We start from the raw sequence: 21,304 nt of genomic DNA, 5'->3' as shown, positions 1-21,304 counted from the left end.
CCGCCGATAGGGAGATAGAGGAATGACCGAGGTTTTCATTTACGACCACGTGCGCACGCCACGCGGCCGCGGCAAGAAAGACGGCTCGCTGCACGAGGTGCCGTCGGTGCGGCTTGCCGCCAAGACGCTGGAAGCGATCCGCGATCGCAACGGGCTTGCTACGGCAACGGTCGACGACATCGTCATGGGCTGCGTCGATCCCGTCATGGAAGCAGGCGCGGTGATCCCGCGCGGTGCCGCCTTCGAGGCGGGCTATTCCACCAAGGCGCCCGGCATGCAGATTTCCCGCTTCTGCGCCTCCGGTCTCGACGCCGTCAATTTCGGCGCGGCGAAGATCGCCCAGGGCGCCGATGACATCGTCATCGCAGGCGGCGTCGAAAGCATGTCGCGCGTCGGTCTCGGCATGTCCGGCGGCGCCTGGTTCATGGATCCGTCGGTGAACTTCCCGGCATATTTCATGCCGCAGGGCGTCTCCGCCGATCTGATTGCCACCAAGTACGGCTTCTCGCGCGACGACGTCGATGCCTATGCGGTCGAGAGCCAGAAGCGCGCGGCGAATGCCTGGGAGAAGGGCTACTTCAAGAACTCCGTCATCCCAATCAAGGACCAGAACGGCCTTGTTATCCTTGCCCATGACGAGCACATGCGCCCGGGCACCGATATGCAGGCGCTGGCAGCCCTGAACCCCTCCTTCCAGATGCCGGGCGAGATGGGCGGCTTCGAAGCCGTCGCGATCCAGGCCCATCCGGAAATCGAGCGCCTCAACTATGTCCACCACGCCGGCAACTCCTCCGGTATCGTCGATGGCGCGGCTGCCGTGCTGCTCGGCTCGAAAGCAGGCGGCGAGAGCATGGGCATCAAGCCACGGGGCCGCATCAAGGCCTTCGCCAATATCGGCTCCGACCCGGCGCTGATGCTGACCGGCCCGGTCGATGTCACCGAAAAGCTTCTGAAGCGCACGGGCATGACGCTTGCGGATATCGATCTCTTCGAACTCAACGAAGCCTTTGCCGCTGTCGTGCTGCGCTACATGCAGGCCTTCGAGATCCCGCACGACAAGATCAACGTCAACGGCGGCGCCATCGCCATGGGCCATCCGCTCGGCGCCACCGGCGCGATGATCCTGGGCACGGTGCTCGACGAACTGGAGCGGCGCGACCTCAACACCGCGCTCGTCACGCTCTGCATCGGCGCCGGCATGGGCACGGCAACGGTAATCGAACGCGTCTAAGGGAGAGAGACGATGACCTACAAGAACTTCACCGTCGAAACCGACGCGGATGGCATCGCCCTTGTGACCTGGGACATGCCCGGCAAATCCATGAACGTCTTCACCGAGGAGGTGATGGACGAGCTCAACGCCATCGTCGATGCCGTCGTTGCCGACGGCGCCGTCAAGGGCGCGGTCATCACCTCGGGCAAGTCGAGCTTCTCGGGCGGCGCGGACCTTTCGATGATCAAGTCGATGTTCTCGCTCTATCAGCATGAGAAGGCCGCCAACACCGATGGCGCTGCGCAGAAGCTGTTCGATCTCGTCGGCCGCATGACCGGCCTCTTCCGCAAAGTCGAAACCTCAGGCAAACCCTGGGTTTCGGCGATCAACGGCACCTGCATGGGCGGCGCCTTCGAAATGTCGCTCGCCTGCCATGGCCGCGTCGCCTCGAATGCCAAGTCGGTGAAGATCGCGCTGCCCGAGGTCAAGGTCGGCATCTTCCCCGGTGCCGGCGGCACGCAGCGCGTCTCGCGCCTGGCGGACGCCCAGTCGGCCCTGCAGATGATGACGACAGGCCAGTCGCTGACAGCAGCACGCGCCAAGGCGATGAACCTCGTGCATCAGGTGGTCGAACCGGATCAGCTGATCCCATCAGCCAAGCAGATGATCAAGGACGGCCTCAAGCCAGTCGCGCCCTGGGACGAAAAGGGTTTCAAGGCGCCCGGCGGCGGCATCTGGACGCCTGCGGCGGCCCAGCTCTGGCCGGCAGCCCCCGCGATCCTGCGCCGCGAAACCTCCGGCAACTATCCGGCAGCGCTCGCCATCCTCAAATGCGTCTATGAAGGCCTGCAGGTGCCTTTCGACACCGGCCTCAAGATCGAACAGCGCTATTTCACCGAGATCCTGCAGACCAACGAAGCCTTCTCGATGATCCGTTCGCTCTTCATCTCCGTGCAGGAGCTCGGCAAAGGGGCCCGCCGCCCCGCCGGAATCCCGAAAACGGAGTTGAAGAAAGTGGGTGTCGTCGGCGCCGGTTTCATGGGAGCCTCGATCGCCTATGTGACCGCCGCCGCGGGCATCCCCGTCACCCTCATCGACCGCGACATCGAAGCGGCGGCCAAGGGCAAGGGCGTCGGTGAAGGCCTGGTGAAGGACTCGATCGGTAAGGGACGCCTTACGCAGGATGAGGGTGCGGCGCTGCTTTCGCGCATCGTCCCGTCCGCGGACTATGCCGACCTCAAGGATGCTGATCTCGTCATTGAAGCCGTGTTCGAAGACCGTGAGGTCAAGAAGGCCGTGATCGCGGCGGTTGAAGCCGTGCTGCCGGAAGGCGCCATCTTCGCTTCCAACACCTCGACCCTGCCGATTTCAGGCCTTGCCAAGAACTCCAAGCGCCCTGCCGATTTCATCGGCGTGCATTTCTTCTCGCCGGTCGAGAAGATGATGCTGACCGAGGTCATTCTTGGCAAGGAGACCGGCGACAAGGCACTCGCCGTCGCGCTCGACTACGTCGCCGCAATCAAGAAGACGCCAGTTGTCGTCAACGACACCCGCGGCTTCTTCGTCAACCGCTGCGTCTTCCGCTATATCCACGAAGCCTATGACATGCTGATCGAGGGCGTCCCGCCTGCGATGATCGAGAATGCCGCCAAGATGGCCGGCATGCCTGTTGGGCCGCTATCGCTGAACGACGAGGTGGCGATCGACCTCAGCCAGAAGATCCTGAAGGCCACCGTCGCCGATCTCGGCGAGGCCGCCGTCGATCCTGAACATATGGCGCTGATCAACAAGATGGTCGACGAACTCGACCGCCGCGGCCGCAAGAACGGCAAGGGCTTCTACGACTATCCGGCGAAACCGGCCAAGAAGTCGCTTTGGCCGGAGCTGAAGGCTCTATACCCGCAGAAGAAGGCGGAAGAGATCGACGTCGAGGTGCTGAAGCAGCGCTTCCTCGTCACCATCGCACTCGAAGCGGCGCGCACCATCGAAGAAGGCATCATCACCGATCCTCGCGAGGCCGACGTCGGCTCCATCCTCGGCTTCGGCTTCGCGCCATACACCGGCGGCGTGCTGTCCTACATCGACGGCATGGGCGTGAAGACCTTCGTGGGGCTCTGCGAGAAACTGGCGGCAACCTACGGTGCACACTTCAAGCCGACGGCGCTGCTTGAGGACATGGCGGCCAAGGGCGAGACCTTCTACGGCCGCTTCGACCCTTACGCAAAGGAGAAGGAGGCGGCGTAAGCCGCCTCTGGCACCTGTCATCAAAGCCAGCGGTGCTTTCGGCTGGCTTTCGATCTCGCGGCTACTTGGTCACGGTAAGGCTGGCCTGCATGCCCGCCTCGTAATGCCCCTTGATATTGCACAGAAGCAGGTAGGCGCCGGGCGCGAGCTTCGTTTTCAACTGCCCGTCCGCTCCCGGCTTTAGGTCCGAGACTTCGCCGATGCTCTTGAGCTGCTTTTCATCGACCCTATGCCTGGATGCAATCAACGGAACCTTCTGGTCCGGGGACTTCAGCTTGACGAGCACCATCTCGTGCTCCTCGGTCATCGCGTCGTTGTGAACCGCGAAGATCGTTTCCCCTGCCTTGATCGTGGCCTGGTCGAGCGTCAGGGTCATCGGCCCGCCGCCCTCGCCGCCTTCGGTCACTTTCACAGTCGTAGCCGCCCATGACGGCGAAGCGGTTGCGATCGCGGCAGATGCGGCGAGAGCGTACCATGCGTACCTGTTCATCAAATCAGCCTTTCCGTTGCAGCCCGCGCTTCATGTAGGCAGCACGTCTGACGCCAGCCTGAACGGCTGGTCCAACCGTCGCAGGCTCGGCAACACAAAGCCGGTCCCGGGCGATGGACGACACATCATTGGCCGGCGATGGAGGCCGCGATCTTCTCGGCCTCAAGTCCGATTTCCCGGAGAAGGCCGGTTGGAACGGCGGTGAAGCCGCAAAAGTAGAGGCCATCATTCGCCGGCTGGAGATCTCCGCGCGCGGGACCGTCGGCGCCGCCAAATCGTTGTTTGAAGTCGGCCAGCAGCGCCTCGAGCCCCGGCCGATAGCCGGTCGCAAGGACGATCGCGTCAAAAATGCCGGAGCGGCCATCCGCGAATTGCACCTGGCGATCGTCGGAACTCGTGACGGCAGGGAACACCTTGATATCCCCCGACCTGATCCGCTCGATCGTGCCGATGTTGATCATCGGCGTGCGGCCCCTTTCGATAATGCCGGCCAGCGGCCCGCCTTTTGCCCTTTCCACTCCGAACGCCCCGAGGTCCCCGAAACGCAGGCTGAGGATCGGCGCGTTCACCGCGTCGACTAGGCGATAGGGAAGGAACCGCTGGGCGATGGCAATGCTGGCGGTCGTCACGCCGAACAGCTCGAGCGGCACGACGTTGACCGGACCACGCACGGACATGGCGACATGAAGGCCGGCCTCGGCGCATTCGAGAGCGATCTCGCCGGCGGAGTTGCCGAAGCCGACGACGAGGACCCGCTCGGCTGCAAGCTCCGCGGCATTCCGGAACTCCGAGGAGTGCAGAAGCTTGCCCGAAAACAGCTCCTGCCCCTCCCAGGACGGCCTTATCGGCGCGTTCGAAAGCCCGGTCGCGAGGATGACATTGCTCGCCTCGAATGCCCCCTCGAAGCTCTCGACAATCCACGCCTTGTCCTTGCGGATCGTCGTCGCGCGCACGCCGAACCTGACCTCGATGTCGTTCGAGGAGCTATAGGTTTCGAGATACTCGATCACCTGCTGCCGCGAGGGATACTTCGGAAACCGCCGTGGCATTGGCATTCCCGGCAGAGCCGAGTGCATCTTGTGGGTATGCAGCCGAAGGCGGTCGTAGTGGCGATGCCAGGAGGCAGCCAGCGTGTCGCCTTTCTCAAGCACCAGAAACGGGCGTCCACGCGCCTGCAGCGCCACGGCGCAGGCCAATCCTGCCGGTCCCGCACCGATGATGATCGTTTCTGTATCCGTCATGGGAGCTCTTGGCTCACGATGCCAGTCATAAATGGGCCCTCGTGCTGACACCTAGGGCGCGGCGACCCTGACGACATCCGACAACACCCACTTCTTGTCAAAAAACTCCTTCGTCGGGCCGTAGGCGCGGAACATCAGTTCGAACTGCCGCTTCGGATCGGTCGGCACCCAATTGGTGTCCTTGCCCTTGGGGGCCTTGGGACCGAAATAGAGATCGACGGATCCGTCTCCGTTCTTCACCAGTTCCGGAATCTGCGACGAACGGCTGGCACGCGCAACATTCTTGATCAGCGCGTGCGTCTGCCGGTCATAGGCCGTCACCGACCAATATTGCTGGACGGGAACATTGCCAGGCACATGGAGACGATAGGTCTTGCCGCCGTCGAAGGCATTGCCATCCTTGTCGCGGATCGAGATCGCATAGAACTGACCGGCCCCGAGCCTCTTGATGCCGATATAGGCATAGCTGTAGGCAACGCCGCGATGATCGACCGGATAGGCGTCCTGTTCGGCGAAATCAGATTGCATGGCCTTGATGAGATCGGGATAGGCCGGGAAGGTCCAGCGGCTCTTCTCGCTGAAGAAGGGCGGCAGACCGGCATCGTATTTCGCCTCCAGTAGGGTCTCGGCCTCCTTGATGCCCTTGGTCAGCAGGGATTTGGTGTGGCGATCGGGCTCAAACGGCTTGTCTTTCTCTATGCCGATCGATTTCAGCTGGTCGATCATCACGCGGTCGCGGGAGATCCACGGCTCTTCCTGTACGACACGGTTCAGATTGTCGAAGAAGCTCGCGTCCCATCTGATCGTGGAATCGAACAGAACATCCTTCACGTCGGAGAAAACGGTCTCCGGCGGATTGGCGGCGGCCGACAGCGGATAGATTTTCAGCTTCTTGCCGTAGTCGATGGAGGCCTGGACATCGGCATCACCATGGCTCGCAAGGTTCGAACGAAACAGCATGTAGCCGCCGTAGACCTCGGACCGCAGCGGAATGAACCCGTCCGGCAGCTTGTCCGTGTAACCCGGCGGCAGGACCACGAACTTGCCGCCTTTGCCCTTGTCGTATCCGAGCAGACCGGCATCCTCGAGCGGCAATTGCCATGCGGTGACGATATTGCCGTTGAAGGAGGCCTTTTCCTCCGCCGGCGGCAGATCGAGAACGACGGGGCCGTCCTTCGTGCTGAAGAAAACCATGAAGTAGAGAGCGTCCGGATTGGGCGTCAGCGTCTGGTTCATCCAGTCCAGCGGGCGACCCCAATAGATGACCTGTCCGACCTTGCCGGGCGTCTTCTCAAGCATCTCCTGCCGCATCAGATCGTAGTTGACGACGGGTATGCCCCAAACTGCCGCCTGGACTGCATTCCGCTCGATCTCCTGGTCGAACACCTGCCGTGCGGTCCTATCTGCCGAAAGTGCCGGACCGGCGAGCAGCAGCATGCATAGTAGCGCGATAGACCTCATGGCAGGCCTCCTCCGATCTTGATGCGTCATCCGGAGTGAATGCTTGCGGGGCTCAATACGGAAGTACGTTACGGTAAATGTGACCAGTATCCCATCTGCAGACTAGAGGCGGGTCCGACCATGCGAAATCGGGATATGCTGATGCAATATCCGATCGAGTGCATGGTGCCTCAGCGGAGCAAAACAGCGCCGAGTTAAGCCATATCAATCACTTATCCGATCTCTCATCCTCGCTCCCCGGCCCCGTGCCTAAAATCCTCCCGCTTCCGTCGCCGGGGTGTTTCGCGAGACTTTCGCGGGCAGGCGGGAGCCGGCGCCCTGCCGGAGGCTGTAACGTGTAGTCGAAGGCAGGGAGGCGAAAGCCGGGCATCGGCATTAGACCGCTGCCATCACAAGTCTCCCCCGGACGTTCCAGCATCCGGTTTGGTTCAGCCATGCAAGTTCGGGCCGATCTGCTCGGACGCAGCGAGACGAGGCGATCGCCTGAAGGGGTAGGGATATCCCGAAGAACGCCGAAGGCCACGCAAATGCGGAGCCACAATAAATCTAACCAGTGAGGTTCCGCATTTGCGTGGGCTCTCCGGATCGATGGTCGAAAACATGGCGGCGGAGCTGCCGTGGAGGAGACGCATGCGAAGCAGCCTGTTCCTGAAAAGACTTCTCGCCCTGCCCGTTGTCGACGTGCTCGCCGTCGTCGAGGCCATGAATTTCGAGGATGGCGGACTGGTCGATGGCGAGGAAAAGGCGCGATCCGGCGGATGCGTCATCACACGGCTGGCCGCCAGCGAGTGCGGCTTCTGGAAAGATTGCTCCATCGCCACCTGCCGTCGTGCCCGGGCCTGCAGGGGCAGGCTGACGGCGGCACAGATGCACCACGATGCCGGCTATCACCCTTACTTCCCGCCTTGAACGCGCGCCAATGAGGACCGGCGCCAGACCATCCTTCGAATGATGGGAACGATGCAACAGACGACTGCTGACGACACGGAGGAGTTCCGCGATCTGGAACGTCGCCTGGCTGAGGCGGCGCTGCGGCAACCGGAACTCCGGCCGCGGCTCGCCGCCTTCCCCGGTCGCTACGGCCTGCCCGGCAGCGCCAAATTGCCGATCGTAACGGCGACCTTTGAAGGACCCCGGCGAGGCCCGTGCAGTGGCCGTCACGATAGCGGCTCGCATCGAACCTGCAGGTCGACCGGCGCCCCGCTACCCTCAGCCCCGCAGGCCAGGTGCCTCGTAACCGGTGCGCTCGACGTATTCCGTGTAGCCGCCGCCATATTGGTGGATGCCGTCAGGCGTCAGTTCCAGCACGCGGTTGGAAAGCGCCGCGAGGAAATGCCGGTCGTGCGAGACAAACAGCATCGTGCCCTCGTATTGCGACAGCGCCTTGATCAGCATTTCCTTGGTGTCGAGGTCCAGGTGGTTGGTCGGCTCATCGAGCACCAGCAGGTTCGGCGGATCGAAGAGCATCTTGGCCATGACAAGCCGCGCCTTTTCGCCACCCGACAGCACGCGGCACTTCTTTTCGACGTCGTCGCCGGAGAAGCCGAAGCAGCCGGCCAGCGCTCTCAGCGGCGCCTGCCCTGCCTGCGGGAAGGAATCCTCCAGCCATTCCAGCACTGTCCGCTCGCCATCGAGGATATCCATGGCGTGCTGGGCGAAATAGCCCATCTTGACGCTGGCGCCGAGGGCAACGCTGCCCTGGTCCGGCTCGGCGGAACCAGCAACCAGCTTCAGCAGGGTCGACTTGCCGGCACCGTTGATGCCCATGATGCACCAACGCTCCTTGCGGCGGACCATGAAGTCCAGGCCTTCGTAGATGGTTCGGCCGCCGTACTTCTTGTGGACGTTCTTGAGGTTGATCACGTCTTCGCCGGAGCGCGGGGCCGGCAGGAAGTCGAAGGCGACCGTCTGGCGGCGCTTCGGTGGCTCGACCCGGTCGATCTTCTCCAGCTTCTTGACGCGGCTCTGCACCTGCGAGGCGTGCGATGCGCGCGCCTTGAAACGCTCGATGAACTTGATTTCCTTGGCAAGCATCGCCTGCTGGCGCTCGAACTGCGCCTGCTGCTGTTTCTCGTTCTGCGCCCGCTGCTGTTCGTAGAACCCGTAATCGCCGGAGTAGCTGTTCAACGAGCCGGCGTCGATCTCGATGATCTTGCCAACGATGCGGTTCATGAACTCGCGGTCGTGCGAGGTCATCAGAAGCGCCCCGTCATAGGTCTTCAGGAATTCTTCCAGCCAGATCAGGCTTTCCAGGTCCAGGTGGTTGCTCGGCTCGTCGAGCAGCATGACATCCGGACGCATCAGAAGAATGCGGGCGAGCGCCACGCGCATTTTCCAACCGCCCGACAGTCCGCCGACATCACCGTCCATCATTTCCTGGGTGAAGCTCAGGCCTGCCAGCACTTCGCGCGCACGCCCTTCCAGAGCGTAGCCGTCCAGTTCCTCGTACCGTGCCTGGACTTCGCCATAGCGCTCGATGATCCGGTCCATTTCGTCGAGCTTGTCGGGATCGACCATTTCCACTTCGAGTTCACGCAACTCGGCCGCGACGACGCTGACAGGCCCAGCACCTTCCATGACCTCGGCCACGGCGCTACGGCCGGCCATCTCGCCGACATCCTGATTGAAATAGCCGATCGTCACGCCCTTTTCGGCCGCGACCTGGCCTTCATCGGGCTGCTCCTGCCCGGTGATCATGCGAAAGAGCGTCGTCTTGCCGGCGCCATTCGGGCCGACGAGGCCGATCTTCTCGCCTCGGTTGAGGGCTGCGGAGGCTTCGATGAAGAGGATGCGGTGGCTGTTCTGCTTGCTGATATTCTCGATGCGAATCATGTCTGCGTGGAGTCCGAAAGCGTTGCTGCGCCCCTCGATCATGCCGGCCGGGGCTTTTTGCGGCTCTCGCTAGCACGTTCGCGGCGCAATGGCCAATCCCAGGCCATGCAAAGAACTCTACGTCAGGAAAATGAAGGTCGTTTGTCGACCGGGCGGAACTGCAACGGGCGACAGAACTTTTCCACAATAGGTCCTCGCCCCTTGATCAGCCGATCAGCGATCATTTATGCGTTATCGGCGCGCCGGCGGGCGTTTCGCATATGTCAGGGATTATCAGATTATGGAAATTTTCACCTCGGCCGGCTTGCTGGCGCTCTTGCAGGTCATTCTCATCGACCTCGTGCTTGCCGGCGACAACGCCGTCGTCATCGGTCTTGCCGCCGCCGGATTGCCGGCCGACCAACGCAAGAAGGCGATCCTCGTCGGTATTCTTGCTGCCACCGTGCTGCGTATCGCGCTCGCCAGCGTTACCGTCCAGCTTCTCGAGATCATCGGCCTGCTGCTGGCCGGCGGTATTCTCCTGCTCTGGGTCTGCTGGAAGATGTGGCGCGATCTGCGCAACGGCAGCGGCGAAGTGGAGGGTGCCGAAGGCGACGCGGCGGCGCCGAAGAAGACCTTCTTCCAGGCAGCCAGCCAGATCGTCATTGCCGACGTGTCGATGTCGCTCGACAACGTGCTCGCCGTTGCGGGGGCTGCCCGCGAACATCCGACGATCCTCGTCATCGGCCTCATCCTGTCGATTGCGATGATGGGTATTGCGGCGAACTTCATCGCGCGCCTGCTCAACCGCTACCACTGGATCGCCTATCTCGGCCTTGCCATCATCGTCTACGTGGCGCTGAGCATGATCTATCGCGGCGCCCTCGAGGTCTGGCCGCACCTCGCGCCGGTGGCCGCTGCCGCTTTGGGCTGAACCGCCATAGGTTCGAACGGCCCTCAGGGGCCGTTCACGAGCTGCAGGACGAGGCGGCGAATATTGCCGCCCTCGCTCATCTCCGCCTTGTCGAAATCGCGGCCCTGCTGTCGCTGTCGCGCCGAGAGTTCGCCGAGCCGCTTGGTGAGTTCGACCCGGATCTTGCGGCAATCCGGGTCATTGTCGGCGGAAAAGCCGACGCTCATCGCCTCGATGTCCCGGACCATCTGCTCGATATAGTCCCCGTGCACCCGCTCATGCGTTTCGATGCCGGCAATGAAGGTCGCCCAGCTTGCCTGGGTGGCAGCGGGAAGCTTGCCGGTCGGCTTCGGCAGCGTGTAGGTGATGATCAGCTTCGGCCGCGCCACGGCAAGCACGCAGGCATCGCCCCGGCGCTCGTATTTTCTGGTCCAGGTCAGCTTGAAAGTCGTGTGCGCCACCACCCGACCGCCGGCAAGCTCGGGACCGTGCTCGCCGATGGAATCGTACAAGGCTGCGCCGGAACTGCCCGTCACCGCGTAGGTCCGCACCTCTTCGATCGGCTGCCATTCCGCCTTCGCCGCAACCGGCTGAAGGACGCAAGCCATCAGCAACCAACGAACCAATCCTGCCTTCACGCGAATCCCCCGGACAATCCTGCTCCGACCCTAGTCGGCAGGCGTCTCGCATTCAACCGGCGATCCGGATGCGGCACTAGGCACGCTTTGTCGGGATCGACCCCTAAAGGTCTGTCATAAAACCCAAAAAAAGCCTGAATATTCGAGAGTGATCACGCTATCGAGTGGATCGCGTGTCGCTAATCGAAATCCTCTGGCAACGATTTCACCGTATGATGCACCATTCGAACAAGATGTAAGACGCCTGCCTGTGGGGGCAGTTCATAGATTGGGGTCTGCTGTGACAATCTATCTGCCTATCGCAGAATTGTCGGTGAACATCTTCATCATTCTCGGCATGGGAGCAGCCGTCGGCTTTCTCTCCGGAATGTTCGGTGTCGGCGGCGGCTTCCTGATCACGCCGCTCCTGATCTTCTACAACATCCCGCCGGTCGTTGCCGTCGCCACCGGCGCCAATCAGGTCGTGGCCTCCTCCATATCCGGCGCCATCACGCATTTTCGGCGTGGATCGCTCGACCTGAAGCTCGGAACCGTACTGCTGATTGGGGGTCTCACCGGTGCGACAATCGGCATCTGGATCTTCTCGCTGCTCAGGCGGATCGGTCAGCTCGATCTCATCATCTCCTTGCTTTACGTCGTCTTTCTCGGCACGGTCGGTGGACTGATGCTGGTCGAGAGCGTCAGTGCCATGCGCCGTGCGGCGAAGAACGTGCCGCCGACACCGCGGCGCCCCGGTCATCACCATTGGGTGCACAAGCTGCCGCTGAAGATGCGGTTCAAGAAGTCGAAGATCTTCCTCAGTGTGATCCCGGTCGTCGCGCTCGGCTTCGGCATCGGCATCCTGACATCGGTCATGGGCGTCGGCGGCGGCTTCATCATGGTGCCGGCGATGATCTATCTCCTGCGCATTCCGACCAACGTGGTCGTCGGCACGTCGCTGTTCCAGATCATCTTCGTGACCGCCTACACGACGGTCGTGCAGGCGGCGACGAACTTCTCGGTCGACATCGTGCTCGCCTTTTTCCTAATGATTGCCGGCGTGATCGGCGCGCAGTATGGCGTGCGTGTCGGACAGAAGCTGCGCGGTGAGCAGCTTCGCGCGCTTCTCGGACTGCTGGTGCTTGCCGTCGGCCTTCGTCTTGCCGTTGCGCTCGTCGTAACCCCAGCGGACGTCTACTCCGTCGTCATGGGAGCGAATTGATGCGCCGCTTCCTCGCTGCTCTTCTATCTATCGTTCTCTTGCTGCCCACCGCAGCAATGGCGCAGATGCTGCTCCCGGGCCAGGCCGCGCAGAGCAAGACCGAAGGGCTGGAGATCGGCACCTCCACCAGCGAAATCGCCATCACTTCGGATTTTCGGGGCGCGGACCTGACGATCTTTGGAGCCGTGACCAACACTGACAGTCTTCTGTTGGCAATCGGCCAATATGACGTGGTCGTCGTTCTCGAGGGGCCGCGAGAAAACGCGACCGTGCGCCGGAAGGAGCGCGTGTTCGGCGTCTGGATGAATACGCGATCGATGACCTTCGAGGCGGTGCCGCACTCCTATTCGATGTCGAGTTCGCGCATGCTTGACGACATCACCACGCCGCTCGACCTCACCGATAGGGGGATCGGCATCGACCACATCCCGCTGACGCCGGTCGGCTTCGTCGGCAACGCCAGCAATCTCGGCGAATTCCGGCAGGCCTTTCGCCGACTGCAGGAAAACGGCGGCCTCTACGATCGCGACCCGAGCGGCGTGCGTTTCGTCAGTTCCAGCCTTTTCAAAGCCAGCCTGCGGTTGCCGGCAAACATTCCGAACGGCGTGCATACCGTGCGAGCCTATCTCTTCAAGAGCGGCAATTTCATCACTGAGAAGTCGGTGCCGTTGCGTGTCATCAAGACGGGCATCGAGCAGATGATTACCGACGCGGCGCACTCGCAGCCGATTGCCTACGGCCTGGTTTCTGTCTTCCTGGCGCTCATTACCGGCTGGGGTGCCAGCGTGGTGTTCCGCAAGGATTGATCAGGCGGATTTCGTCTTGCGGGCGACGACGCCGAGATAGGCTTCGGTGAGGCGCGCGAGGACGGACGGCGTTCCGGCAGGCAGCTTCTTGCCGAGATGCTTGGCGCGTAGCTCGTCCATGAATTCCTCCCAGAGTTCGGTGCCCCCCTCCTCCAGAAGCTCCGCCCGAATGGAGAGTTCCTCGGTAACCGGAAGATGCCTGCGACCCCACGCACCCATGTGCGCGAAGATGGGCACGAGTTGGATCGCCATTTCGGTCAGGCTATAGATTGCCTTCTGCTTGTGCGTCGGATCATCCTCACGCGTCAGCAATCCCCTGTCGACTAGGCGGCGGAGGCGGTCGGCAAGAATGTTCGAGGCAATTTTCTCCTGCGAATTCTGCAGCAGTTCGCGAAAATGGCGCCGATTGCCGAACATGATGTCGCGGATGACGATGAGGCTCCAGCGATCGCCGAGGACCTCGAGCGTCAGATTGATCGGGCAGCCGGAGCGATGAGCGTCGTCCATTAGCACCTCCAAAGACTGCTTGCATTTTGCCATCAGTCAACCAAGCGTTCAACCAGTTACGAGTCGCAACCAGTTTCGAGGAGGACGAAGGGATGAGAAAGCTTATCGTTTGGAATCTGATGACGCTTGACGGCTATTTCGAAGGGACGAAGCCGTGGGATATCGATTTTCACACTCTTGTCTGGGGTCCCGAACTGCAACAGTACTCCGAGCGTCTTGGCGAAGAGGGCGACCTGCTCGTCTTCGCCGCAAGACATATGAGGGCATGGCCGCCTATTGGCCGACCGCCACGGACGAGGAAGGCGAGAAGATCAAGACCTATATGAACGGCATTGCCAAGATAGCCGTATCGAGGTCGATGCCGACGGCCGACTGGAACAACCCGCGTCGTGAGTGAACCCGTCTCGGAACTCAAGAAGCTGAAGGCCGAAACCGGCAAGTCGATCTTCATTTTCGGCAGCGCCGAACTGGCGGATTCGCTCCTGAAGGAAGGCCTGGTGGATGAGATCCGCATGTGCCTTGTGCCCGTCATCCTCGGCGGCGACAACCCACATTTCAAACCGGGAGACTGGCAGCTTCCGCTGAGGCTACTGGACAGCACGACGACGAAGAACGGCGCAGTGATCCTTCGCTACGAGCCGGTCCAAGCATGAGCGTCAATGGCTGCGGCCCTGCCGCAGCCACAGCGGGATTGGATCAAGCATTCGGCAGCCCGCCCCGTCGCTCAAGCGCAGTCTTGCGGATGGTCTCTGCGATCTCGGGGCTGCTGCTCGACAGCATCTGGAACTCCACCGCATAGAGCGACAGCAGCGACACCTCAGTTGCGGCACTGACAGTTGCTGATCGCGGCTCGCCCGTGATCAGCGCCATCTCGCCGAAAAAGCTTCCGCTGCCAAGTTCCACCGGATGATCGGGGGTTGCCACGCTGACCCGCCCCTCGACGATGAAGAACATCTGATCGCCAATATCACCCTTGCGACAGATCACGCTACCGGCAGGGACGACGCGCGGTCGCAGCGCCCGCACGATCTCGACGAGTGCGGCAGCGCCGAGCTTCTGGAATAGAGGTACGGCGGCGACCAGTTGCCAGTTGCGAACAAAGTCCTGACGGCGAACCTCTTCGTAGAAACCGGTGGCGAGGATACCGGCCCAAAGCGCAAAAATGCCGATACCGCTCATCATCACCAGGCCAGCCAGTATCCGCCCTCCGAGGCTCTGCGGGATCTCGTCGCCGTAGCCGGTCGTCGACAACGTCACGACGGCCCACCACATCGCCTGCGGGATGCTGCCGAATTTGTCTGGCTGGACGTCGCGCTCGATGACATAACCGGCCAGCGCGGCACCAAAGAGAACGATGCCGAAGACCGACGTGACGCCAAGCAGATTGCGCGATTCGTTCGCAACCACCTTTGCCATCAGCCTGAAGAAGCTCGAGTCCCGCAGCGGCTTGAGAAGCCAAATGGCGCAATACAGGCTCCGATCGCGGGATCCAACGAACAGGAATGCAACGACCGGAACCAGAACGGCAAGCAAATCGATCACAAGGGCCGTCACCCCGCTCGACGGGCGTTGTCGACGTGAGAGCAACGTCCCAACCAATTGGAGCACATAGACCACCCAAATTGCCGCAAGCAGCAACTCAAAGGCCAATTGCTCTTCCGCGGCGAGATTGGGCGTCGTCAGCGCAGCAACGATCAGGAGACCAATTGCGGCGAACAGCGCGTTGATCGGCGTCGAAATCTTCGAGAAAGGCACTGCCGACATCAGACACTCCCAACCGCGCCCGGCATTCTTCGACAATAAATGCCTTTGGGCCACGCGCAAAGTACACTTGAACCAACGCTCGTGCGGCCTCCCAGGGCCAGGCAGTTTGGCAAGGGAAGCGGGCCTGACGGCCAAACTGTTCTTCGAGCGGCGAGGTTTCGTCGTTTTAACGCAGCAAAGCGTCGAAAAGCGCAGGCGGGCGCTGACAAAATTCCGGATTGGAAAAGCTGCTCTCCTAAGCGGCACTGCCGCCATTTGCAGGTGGCAACTCGCATTCCGCTAAAAACCGCTCGTTAATATTTACGAGTTAGTAATCTCTCGGAAACGAGAGGTTCTTGTAATGCGTATCCGTGCCCTCCCCGCTCTCGTGCTTCTGGCACTTGTTGCCGGCTGTGCGACCGCTCCCAAACAGACCCGAAACATCTGCGCCGTCTTCGAGCAGCGCGACGGGATGTTCACGAGCTGGCAGCGCGCGGCGGAAAAGACGGAGCGCAAGTATGGCGTTCCGGTTCCGATCCTGATGGCGACCATGTATACCGAGTCCGGCTTCCAGCCCTATGCGCGACCACCGCGCACCAAGCTGTTCGGCTTCATTCCGTGGACGCGACCTTCGACGGCTTACGGCTATTCGCAAGCGCTCGACGGCACCTGGGATCACTACCAATCCGCCACCGGCAGCTGGGCCGCGCGCCGCACCAACTTCGCCGATGCGATCGACTTCATCGGCTGGTACCACGCGCAAAACAGCCAGGTGACCGGCATTCCCCTGAACGATGCCTACAACCTCTATCTCGCCTACTATTCCGGCCCGAAGGGTTACGTGCGCGGCGACTGGCGCTCGAATGCACAGCTGCAGAAGACGGCGCAGCGGTTCAACAACATGGCAGTGACCTATCAACGGCAATTGCAGGAGTGCAATTAAGGCCTTCACTGGGAACGTCCAATAGAAACACTATACAACACGAACCAAACAAAATTGGGTCGATCTTCGTACATCTACAGTATTGTTTGACAATACATTCGGGACCATGGGATTCTTTCCGAAATAGAATCAGGAGAATAGATGGCCGAGCGCTACTTATACGATTACAACTCGCACCGGGCGGTCATGTATGAGGTTGGCGACTATCTGTATGCGCTTTCTGGCAACAAAGCGGAACACTGGATCTCCGGCGACTACATCTTCAACACGAAGACACAGGCGATTGCCTTCTGGATTCTGGGAAACGATGTGTACGGCCATCTCGGCCGTGGTGAGCTCACTCGCCAGCCGCTCTACTATTTCGGCGACTAGCGCGACGGCGGTTTGCACGCCTGTCGCCTATCGCGCGCTTAACCCACCAGGTTGCCAAACCTGACTGAGTAGATCCGGTCACGCCCAAGGAGGTGGGCGATGAGCGCAGTGTGATCGAACAGGCCCTTCATCGCCTTGTGGCGAAGGTCGAGGCCGCCGGTCAAGACGCCGAAGGCCGGCATCAGCAGGCGGGCGCCGTCGGTGGCAAAGCACGGCCGGCGGACGGATTTTTCGCGGCGGCGGACGGTTGCGGCCGGATGCAGGTGCCCGGCGATCTCGCCCTGCTGCAGCCCGCCTCTCGGCTCGTGGCGGAAGGTCAGACCGCCGTAATGCATCTCATCGACGGAAGCACCCGGCAGATCGACAGTGCCGTCAGGATCATGATTGCCGTTGATCCAGATCCATTCGCGGCCGCGCGCCATTTCCGCAATCAGGCTGCGGAACGACTCGGGCAGATGCGCCGAGCCGACGCGGTCGTGGAAATTGTCGCCGAGCGAGACCACCAGCTTCGGGTCGTAGCGGGTGATGACGGCCGAAAGCACAGTCAGCGTCGCCAGCGTATCGTAGGGCGGCAGCATCATGCCGCGACGGGCGAAGGCCGCACCCTTTTCGAGATGCAGGTCGGACACGACGAGAATGCCGGCATCGGGCATGTAGAGCGCGCCGAGCGGATCGCAGACGGCGGCAACGCCGTGGACCGAAGTCTCGACGCCCGGTCGCGCGGCCAGTCCGTTCAGTTCACGCGCAAGCGCCAGGCGGTTCATCACTCGGGTCAGTCCTTGGTCTCGGAAGCTCCTTTTCGGGTCGCTCCCTATCTCCGTATCGGGCATTCCGGATGGTAAGCCGGCGCAAACCTATCCGGGACTTATTCTAAGCCAGCGCCTCGGCGATCAGGTCGTCGGCGGCTTCCGCCAGCACGGCATCATGCGCCTCGCCATGCACTGGCTCCTTGCCGATCTCCAGCATGACGGGGACCGCCAGCGGCGAGATGTGGTCGAGCGCGCGATGCGTGATATGGCCCTTGATTCGCCTCAGCATATCGCCAAGCCGGGAAATATCCAAAAGCCCGCTTGCCGCATCCTGCCGCGTCGCCTGCAGCAGAATGTGATCCGGCTCGTGGGTTCTCAGCACATCATAGATCAGATCGGCCGAGACCGTGACCTGGCGCCCGGTCTTTTCCTTGCCCGGGTGACGGCGCTCGATCAAACCTGCAACCACGGCACAATTGCGGAAGGTTCGCTTCAAAAGGAAAGATTCGTCGAGCCAGCTTTCGAGATCGTCGCCCAGCATGTCCTCGTCGAAGAGATCGGCAAGGCTGAGCCGGCCGTTGCGGATCATCAGCCCCATGTCCTCGAAGCCCCAGATGCCGAGCGAATAATCCGTCGCGACGAAGCCGAGAGGCTTGGCGCCGGCTCGCTCGAGGCGCCGGGTCAGCAGCATGCCGAGCGTCTGGTGCGCCAGTCGTCCCTCGAAGGGGTAGATCACCATGTAGCAGCGGCTTCCGCGCGGAAAGGTCTCGATCAAGAGCTCGTCGCGCTTCGGCAGCATCGACTTTTCCTGCTGGATCGCCAGCCAGTCGCGCACCTGGTCCGGCAGGCGGCGCCAGCGGTCGGGATCTGCTATCATCGAGCGCACCTGGTCCGCCAGATAGGTGGAAAGAGGAAACTTGCCGCCGGCATAGGATGGGATCTTCGGATCCATCGAGAAGGCCTGCGAGGCAACCGCCTCGTTCTCGCGGATGCCCTCGAAACGTAGCACCTTGCCGGCGAAGATGAAGGTGTCGCCGGGCGAAAGCTGCTCGAGGAAGTATTCCTCGACCTTGCCCAGCGTCGCACCGCCGCGGCCGATCCTGCCGCCTTCGCCGCGCTTGACCATGCGCAGGTTGAGCATCGGGCTTTCAACGATGGTGCCGAGGTTCAGCCGGTATTGCTGGGCGACCTGGGGATTTGAGACGCGCCAGCGTCCTTCCTTGGTCTTGCGGATCCGGGCATAGCGCTCATAGGTGCGCAGCGCATAGCCGCCCGTCGCGACGAAATCAACGACGCGCTCGAAGGTCTCCCACGAGAGATCGGCGTATGGCGAGGCGCTCAATATCTCGTCGAAGAGTTCCAGCATATCGAAAGGTTCGGCGCAGGCCATGCCGAGCACATGCTGCGCCAGAGCATCAAGCGCGCCCTTCCCGACCGGCGGCGTGTCCTGCGCGCCGATATAGTTCGCGTCGAGTGCTGCCTGGCATTCCATCACCTCGAAGCGGTTGGCGGGCACGAGGATCGCCTTCGACGGCTCGTCCATGCGGTGGTTGGCGCGGCCGATGCGCTGGGCAAGCCGCGAGGCTCCCTTTGGCGCGCCGACATGAACGACAAGATCGACATCGCCCCAGTCGATGCCGAGGTCGAGCGTCGAGGTGGCGACAACCGCCCGCAGCCGGTTTGCCGCCATCGCGGCCTCCACCTTGCGGCGCTGGCCGACATCGAGCGAGCCGTGATGCAGCGCGATCGGCAGGTTTTCCTCGTTCACCGTCCAGAGTTCCTGGAACAGCATCTCGGCCTGCGACCTGGTATTGACGAAGAGCAGCGTCGTGCGGTGGTCGAGGAGCTGCTTGTAGACGTCGGGGATCGCGTATTTCGCCGAATGGCCCGACCAGGGAATGTGCTCCTCGGTCGACAGGATCGAAATGTCGGGCTTGGCGCCGCCTTCGACGATGACCAATCCGGCGTGGTGATCCTCGCCTTCCCGCTGCGCGACTAGCCATTTCTGCAGGTCCATCGGGTCGGAGACGGTAGCCGAAAGGCCGATCGTCTGCAGGGCGGGTGCCAGCCGGCGCAGGCGGGCAAGGCCGAGCGAAAGCATGTGGCCCCGCTTCGAGGTGACGAGCGAATGCAGTTCGTCGAAAACGACGTATTTGAGGTCCTTGAAAAAGCGCTCTGCCTCGCGGCTGGCGAGCAGCAAGGCCACTTGCTCGGGGGTGGTCAGCAGAATGTCGGGCGGGCTCAATCTCTGGCGCTGGCGCTTGGCAACGGGCGTGTCGCCGGTGCGGTTTTCGACCGTCACCGGCAGGACCATTTCCTCCACTGGCTTCATCAGGTTTCTCTCGATGTCGACGGCAAGCGCCTTCAGTGGCGAGATGTAAAGCGTGTGGATACCGGTGAAGGCGGAGCCCGGGAGGATCTTGCCGCGACGCGTCAGGTCGGTCAGCGATGGCAGAAAGCCGGCGAGCGTCTTGCCGGCGCCGGTTGGCGCGATCAGCAGCGTGCTGTCACCAGCCTCGGCGCGGGCCAGCAATTCCAGCTGATGGGCGCGTGGACGCCATCCCTTGTCCGCGAACCAGCGGGTGAAAGGCTGAGGCAGGACAACGCGGGCTTCGGAATCGATCTGGTCCACGGCCCTAAAGGTAGTGCAGCGGCTGCAGAAATAGAATGGCAGACCTTGTAACTACAGGAAGCGATGCGGGTGGAAGGGCTTCGGATCGGCAAACGTGTCGTTGCCGGCCATCTGCTCGGCCAGCAGCCGGCCACTTGCCGGGCCGAGCGTCAGGCCGTGATGGGCGTGGCCGAAATTGAACCAAACGCCGCCATGGCGCGGCGCCGGTCCGATCACCGGGCGCATGTCGGGCAGGCAGGGACGCAGGCCGAGCCAGGGCGTGGCCTCCACTGGCTCACCGAGCGGGAAGAGCGCGCGGGCCTGAGCCTCGTCGCGGCGGAGCTGGATGGTATTCGGCGGCGCATCGGGCGCAGCAAATTCGATGCCCGTCGTCAACCGGATACCGCGCGCCATCGGCGCCAGCACGTAGCCGGCTTCCTCGTCGACGACGGAGTGGCCGAGCGGCTGGCCTTCGCGCTGCGCATAATGCCGGTGGTAGCCGCGCTTGACCGCCAGCGGCAAGGAATAGCCGAGCTTGCGGAAGATCAGGCCGGATTGCGGGCCGAGGGCAACGACGACCTCGCCGGCTTCGATGATCTCGCCTTCGGCTGTCGTGATCGACCAGCCGTTCTTCTCCTCGCGAAGAGCGGAGGCGTCAGCTCGGACGACCGTGCCGCCGGCTGCCGTGAAGAGGTTGGCATAGGCTGCCGTCAGCGCCTGTGGATCGGTTACGGTCTTCGGGTCGAGCCAGTGGACGGCGCCGGCGATGCTTCCACCGCGCGCGGCGAAGGCAGGCTCCATCGCCAGAAACTCGCTGGCATCGAGAATACGGATCGCCAGACCATGGGCGGACAGGCCCTCGGCTTCCGCACGGGCAGCCTCGAAACGGCGCGGGTTCTTGTAGAACGACATCCAGCCGCGCTCGCGGATGAGGTCGGAGGCGCCGGCGCGGCCAATCAGCTTGTCGTGTTCGGTGACACTGGCTTCGATCAATGGCAGCAGCGCCCGTGTCGCCTTTTCCAGATTGGTCGGCGAGGAATGCCACCAGTAGCGCGCCAGCCATTTCGCGATGCGCGGCAGGTAGGCCGGATCGTAACGGACATCCGATGAATTGTTCAGCGCATACTTGGCAATCGCGCCGAGCTGTCGCGGGAAGGCGTAGGGAACGACGGAGGAACGCTCGATCAGTCCGGCATTGCCGTAGCTGGTGCCGCCGCCCGGTTCGCCGCGGTCGGCAAGCACGACGGAGCGGCCGCGATCCTGCAAATGAATGGCCGCACTGACGCCGACAATGCCGGCACCGAGGACGAGGATATCTGTTTTCATAGGATGGACTTGATCAGAGGGCGCGGAGGCTTTTG

Annotated in this window: 18 protein-coding genes and 1 pseudogene; 9 read left to right on the top strand and 10 right to left on the bottom strand. The window is 62.2% G+C overall.

Annotated features, from left to right (window positions below; genetic code table 11):
• The first annotated feature begins 22 nt into the window (after positions 1-22).
• Positions 23-1,231, top strand: a complete 1,209-nt coding sequence (locus IB248_RS04310) for an acetyl-CoA C-acetyltransferase (protein ID WP_192240376.1) — start codon at positions 23-25, stop codon at positions 1,229-1,231.
• A gap of 12 nt (positions 1,232-1,243) precedes the next feature.
• Positions 1,244-3,457: a 3-hydroxyacyl-CoA dehydrogenase NAD-binding domain-containing protein gene (locus tag IB248_RS04305; protein ID WP_192240375.1), complete on the top strand. Its 2,214-nt coding sequence runs from the start codon at positions 1,244-1,246 to the stop codon at positions 3,455-3,457.
• 61 nt (positions 3,458-3,518) lie between these two features.
• On the opposite strand, the gene IB248_RS04300 is transcribed toward IB248_RS04305, so the two are convergent.
• The 3 genes from IB248_RS04300 to IB248_RS04290 form a co-directional block, all read right to left on the bottom strand.
• A complete protein-coding gene (locus IB248_RS04300) occupies positions 3,519-3,947 on the bottom strand; it encodes a plastocyanin/azurin family copper-binding protein (RefSeq protein WP_018858582.1) in 429 nt (142 codons plus the stop codon).
• 125 nt (positions 3,948-4,072) lie between these two features.
• Entirely contained in the window at positions 4,073-5,188 is a 1,116-nt protein-coding gene (locus tag IB248_RS04295) for an NAD(P)/FAD-dependent oxidoreductase (RefSeq protein WP_113471927.1), read from the bottom strand.
• A gap of 51 nt (positions 5,189-5,239) precedes the next feature.
• A complete protein-coding gene (locus tag IB248_RS04290) occupies positions 5,240-6,649 on the bottom strand; it encodes a DUF1254 domain-containing protein (protein WP_192240374.1) in 1,410 nt (469 codons plus the stop codon).
• A 630-nt stretch (positions 6,650-7,279) separates the two neighbouring features.
• On the opposite strand from IB248_RS04290, the gene IB248_RS04285 reads away from it, so the two are divergent.
• Entirely contained in the window at positions 7,280-7,558 is a 279-nt protein-coding gene (locus IB248_RS04285) for a hypothetical protein (protein WP_156828782.1), read from the top strand.
• 300 nt (positions 7,559-7,858) lie between these two features.
• Here the strand turns inward: IB248_RS04285 and IB248_RS04280 are convergent, their stop codons facing one another.
• On the bottom strand, positions 7,859-9,481 hold the full coding sequence (locus IB248_RS04280) for an ABC-F family ATP-binding cassette domain-containing protein (RefSeq protein ID WP_192240373.1): 1,623 nt from the start codon (positions 9,479-9,481) through the stop codon (positions 7,859-7,861).
• A 280-nt stretch (positions 9,482-9,761) separates the two neighbouring features.
• Here IB248_RS04280 and IB248_RS04275 point away from each other — a divergent pair, with 280 nt between their 5' ends.
• Positions 9,762-10,394, top strand: a complete 633-nt coding sequence (locus IB248_RS04275) for a TerC family protein (protein WP_062373483.1) — start codon at positions 9,762-9,764, stop codon at positions 10,392-10,394.
• A gap of 23 nt (positions 10,395-10,417) precedes the next feature.
• On the opposite strand, the gene IB248_RS04270 is transcribed toward IB248_RS04275, so the two are convergent.
• Positions 10,418-10,981, bottom strand: a complete 564-nt coding sequence (locus tag IB248_RS04270; RefSeq protein ID WP_113471936.1) for a DUF922 domain-containing protein — start codon at positions 10,979-10,981, stop codon at positions 10,418-10,420.
• Positions 10,982-11,291: 310 nt separating this feature from the next.
• On the opposite strand from IB248_RS04270, the gene IB248_RS04265 reads away from it, so the two are divergent.
• Together IB248_RS04265 and IB248_RS04260 are read left to right on the top strand one after the other, a co-directional pair.
• On the top strand, positions 11,292-12,212 hold the full coding sequence (locus tag IB248_RS04265; RefSeq protein ID WP_018858589.1) for a sulfite exporter TauE/SafE family protein: 921 nt from the start codon (positions 11,292-11,294) through the stop codon (positions 12,210-12,212).
• Complete coding sequence (locus IB248_RS04260) at positions 12,212-13,018, top strand: TIGR02186 family protein (RefSeq protein ID WP_018858590.1); 807 nt, start codon at positions 12,212-12,214, stop codon at positions 13,016-13,018. The genes IB248_RS04265 and IB248_RS04260 overlap by 1 nt, the downstream gene beginning before the upstream one ends.
• Here IB248_RS04260 and IB248_RS04255 read toward each other — a convergent pair whose 3' ends face one another.
• Positions 13,019-13,525: a helix-turn-helix domain-containing protein gene (locus IB248_RS04255; RefSeq protein ID WP_169683767.1), complete on the bottom strand. Its 507-nt coding sequence runs from the start codon at positions 13,523-13,525 to the stop codon at positions 13,019-13,021.
• A gap of 92 nt (positions 13,526-13,617) precedes the next feature.
• Here IB248_RS04255 and IB248_RS04250 point away from each other — a divergent pair.
• Positions 13,618-14,178, top strand: a pseudogene (locus tag IB248_RS04250) (dihydrofolate reductase family protein).
• Positions 14,179-14,221: 43 nt separating this feature from the next.
• Here IB248_RS04250 and IB248_RS04245 read toward each other — a convergent pair.
• Entirely contained in the window at positions 14,222-15,289 is a 1,068-nt protein-coding gene (locus IB248_RS04245) for a cyclic nucleotide-gated ion channel (RefSeq protein WP_169683766.1), read from the bottom strand.
• Between the two features lie 340 nt (positions 15,290-15,629).
• Here IB248_RS04245 and IB248_RS04240 point away from each other — a divergent pair, with 340 nt between their 5' ends.
• Positions 15,630-16,211, top strand: a complete 582-nt coding sequence (locus IB248_RS04240; protein ID WP_018858594.1) for a transglycosylase SLT domain-containing protein — start codon at positions 15,630-15,632, stop codon at positions 16,209-16,211.
• Positions 16,212-16,352: 141 nt separating this feature from the next.
• On the top strand, positions 16,353-16,583 hold the full coding sequence (locus tag IB248_RS04235; RefSeq protein WP_025660367.1) for a hypothetical protein: 231 nt from the start codon (positions 16,353-16,355) through the stop codon (positions 16,581-16,583).
• A gap of 38 nt (positions 16,584-16,621) precedes the next feature.
• Here IB248_RS04235 and pdeM read toward each other — a convergent pair whose 3' ends face one another.
• From pdeM to IB248_RS04220, 3 genes are all read right to left on the bottom strand, one after another.
• On the bottom strand, positions 16,622-17,347 hold the full coding sequence (pdeM, locus tag IB248_RS04230; RefSeq protein WP_018858596.1) for a ligase-associated DNA damage response endonuclease PdeM: 726 nt from the start codon (positions 17,345-17,347) through the stop codon (positions 16,622-16,624).
• A gap of 106 nt (positions 17,348-17,453) precedes the next feature.
• Positions 17,454-19,964: a ligase-associated DNA damage response DEXH box helicase gene (locus IB248_RS04225; RefSeq protein WP_018858597.1), complete on the bottom strand. Its 2,511-nt coding sequence runs from the start codon at positions 19,962-19,964 to the stop codon at positions 17,454-17,456.
• A 51-nt stretch (positions 19,965-20,015) separates the two neighbouring features.
• A complete protein-coding gene (locus tag IB248_RS04220) occupies positions 20,016-21,269 on the bottom strand; it encodes an FAD-binding oxidoreductase (RefSeq protein ID WP_192240372.1) in 1,254 nt (417 codons plus the stop codon).
• Between the last annotated feature and the right edge of the window lie 35 nt (positions 21,270-21,304).

Origin of the sequence: Rhizobium sp. RHZ01, from assembly GCF_014851595.1 — a bacterium.
GTDB classification, from domain to species: Bacteria; Pseudomonadota; Alphaproteobacteria; order Rhizobiales; family Rhizobiaceae; genus Rhizobium; species Rhizobium altiplani.
The sequence above is the reverse complement of the archived record's forward strand: the minus strand, read 5'-3'. Positions and strand labels throughout refer to the sequence as shown.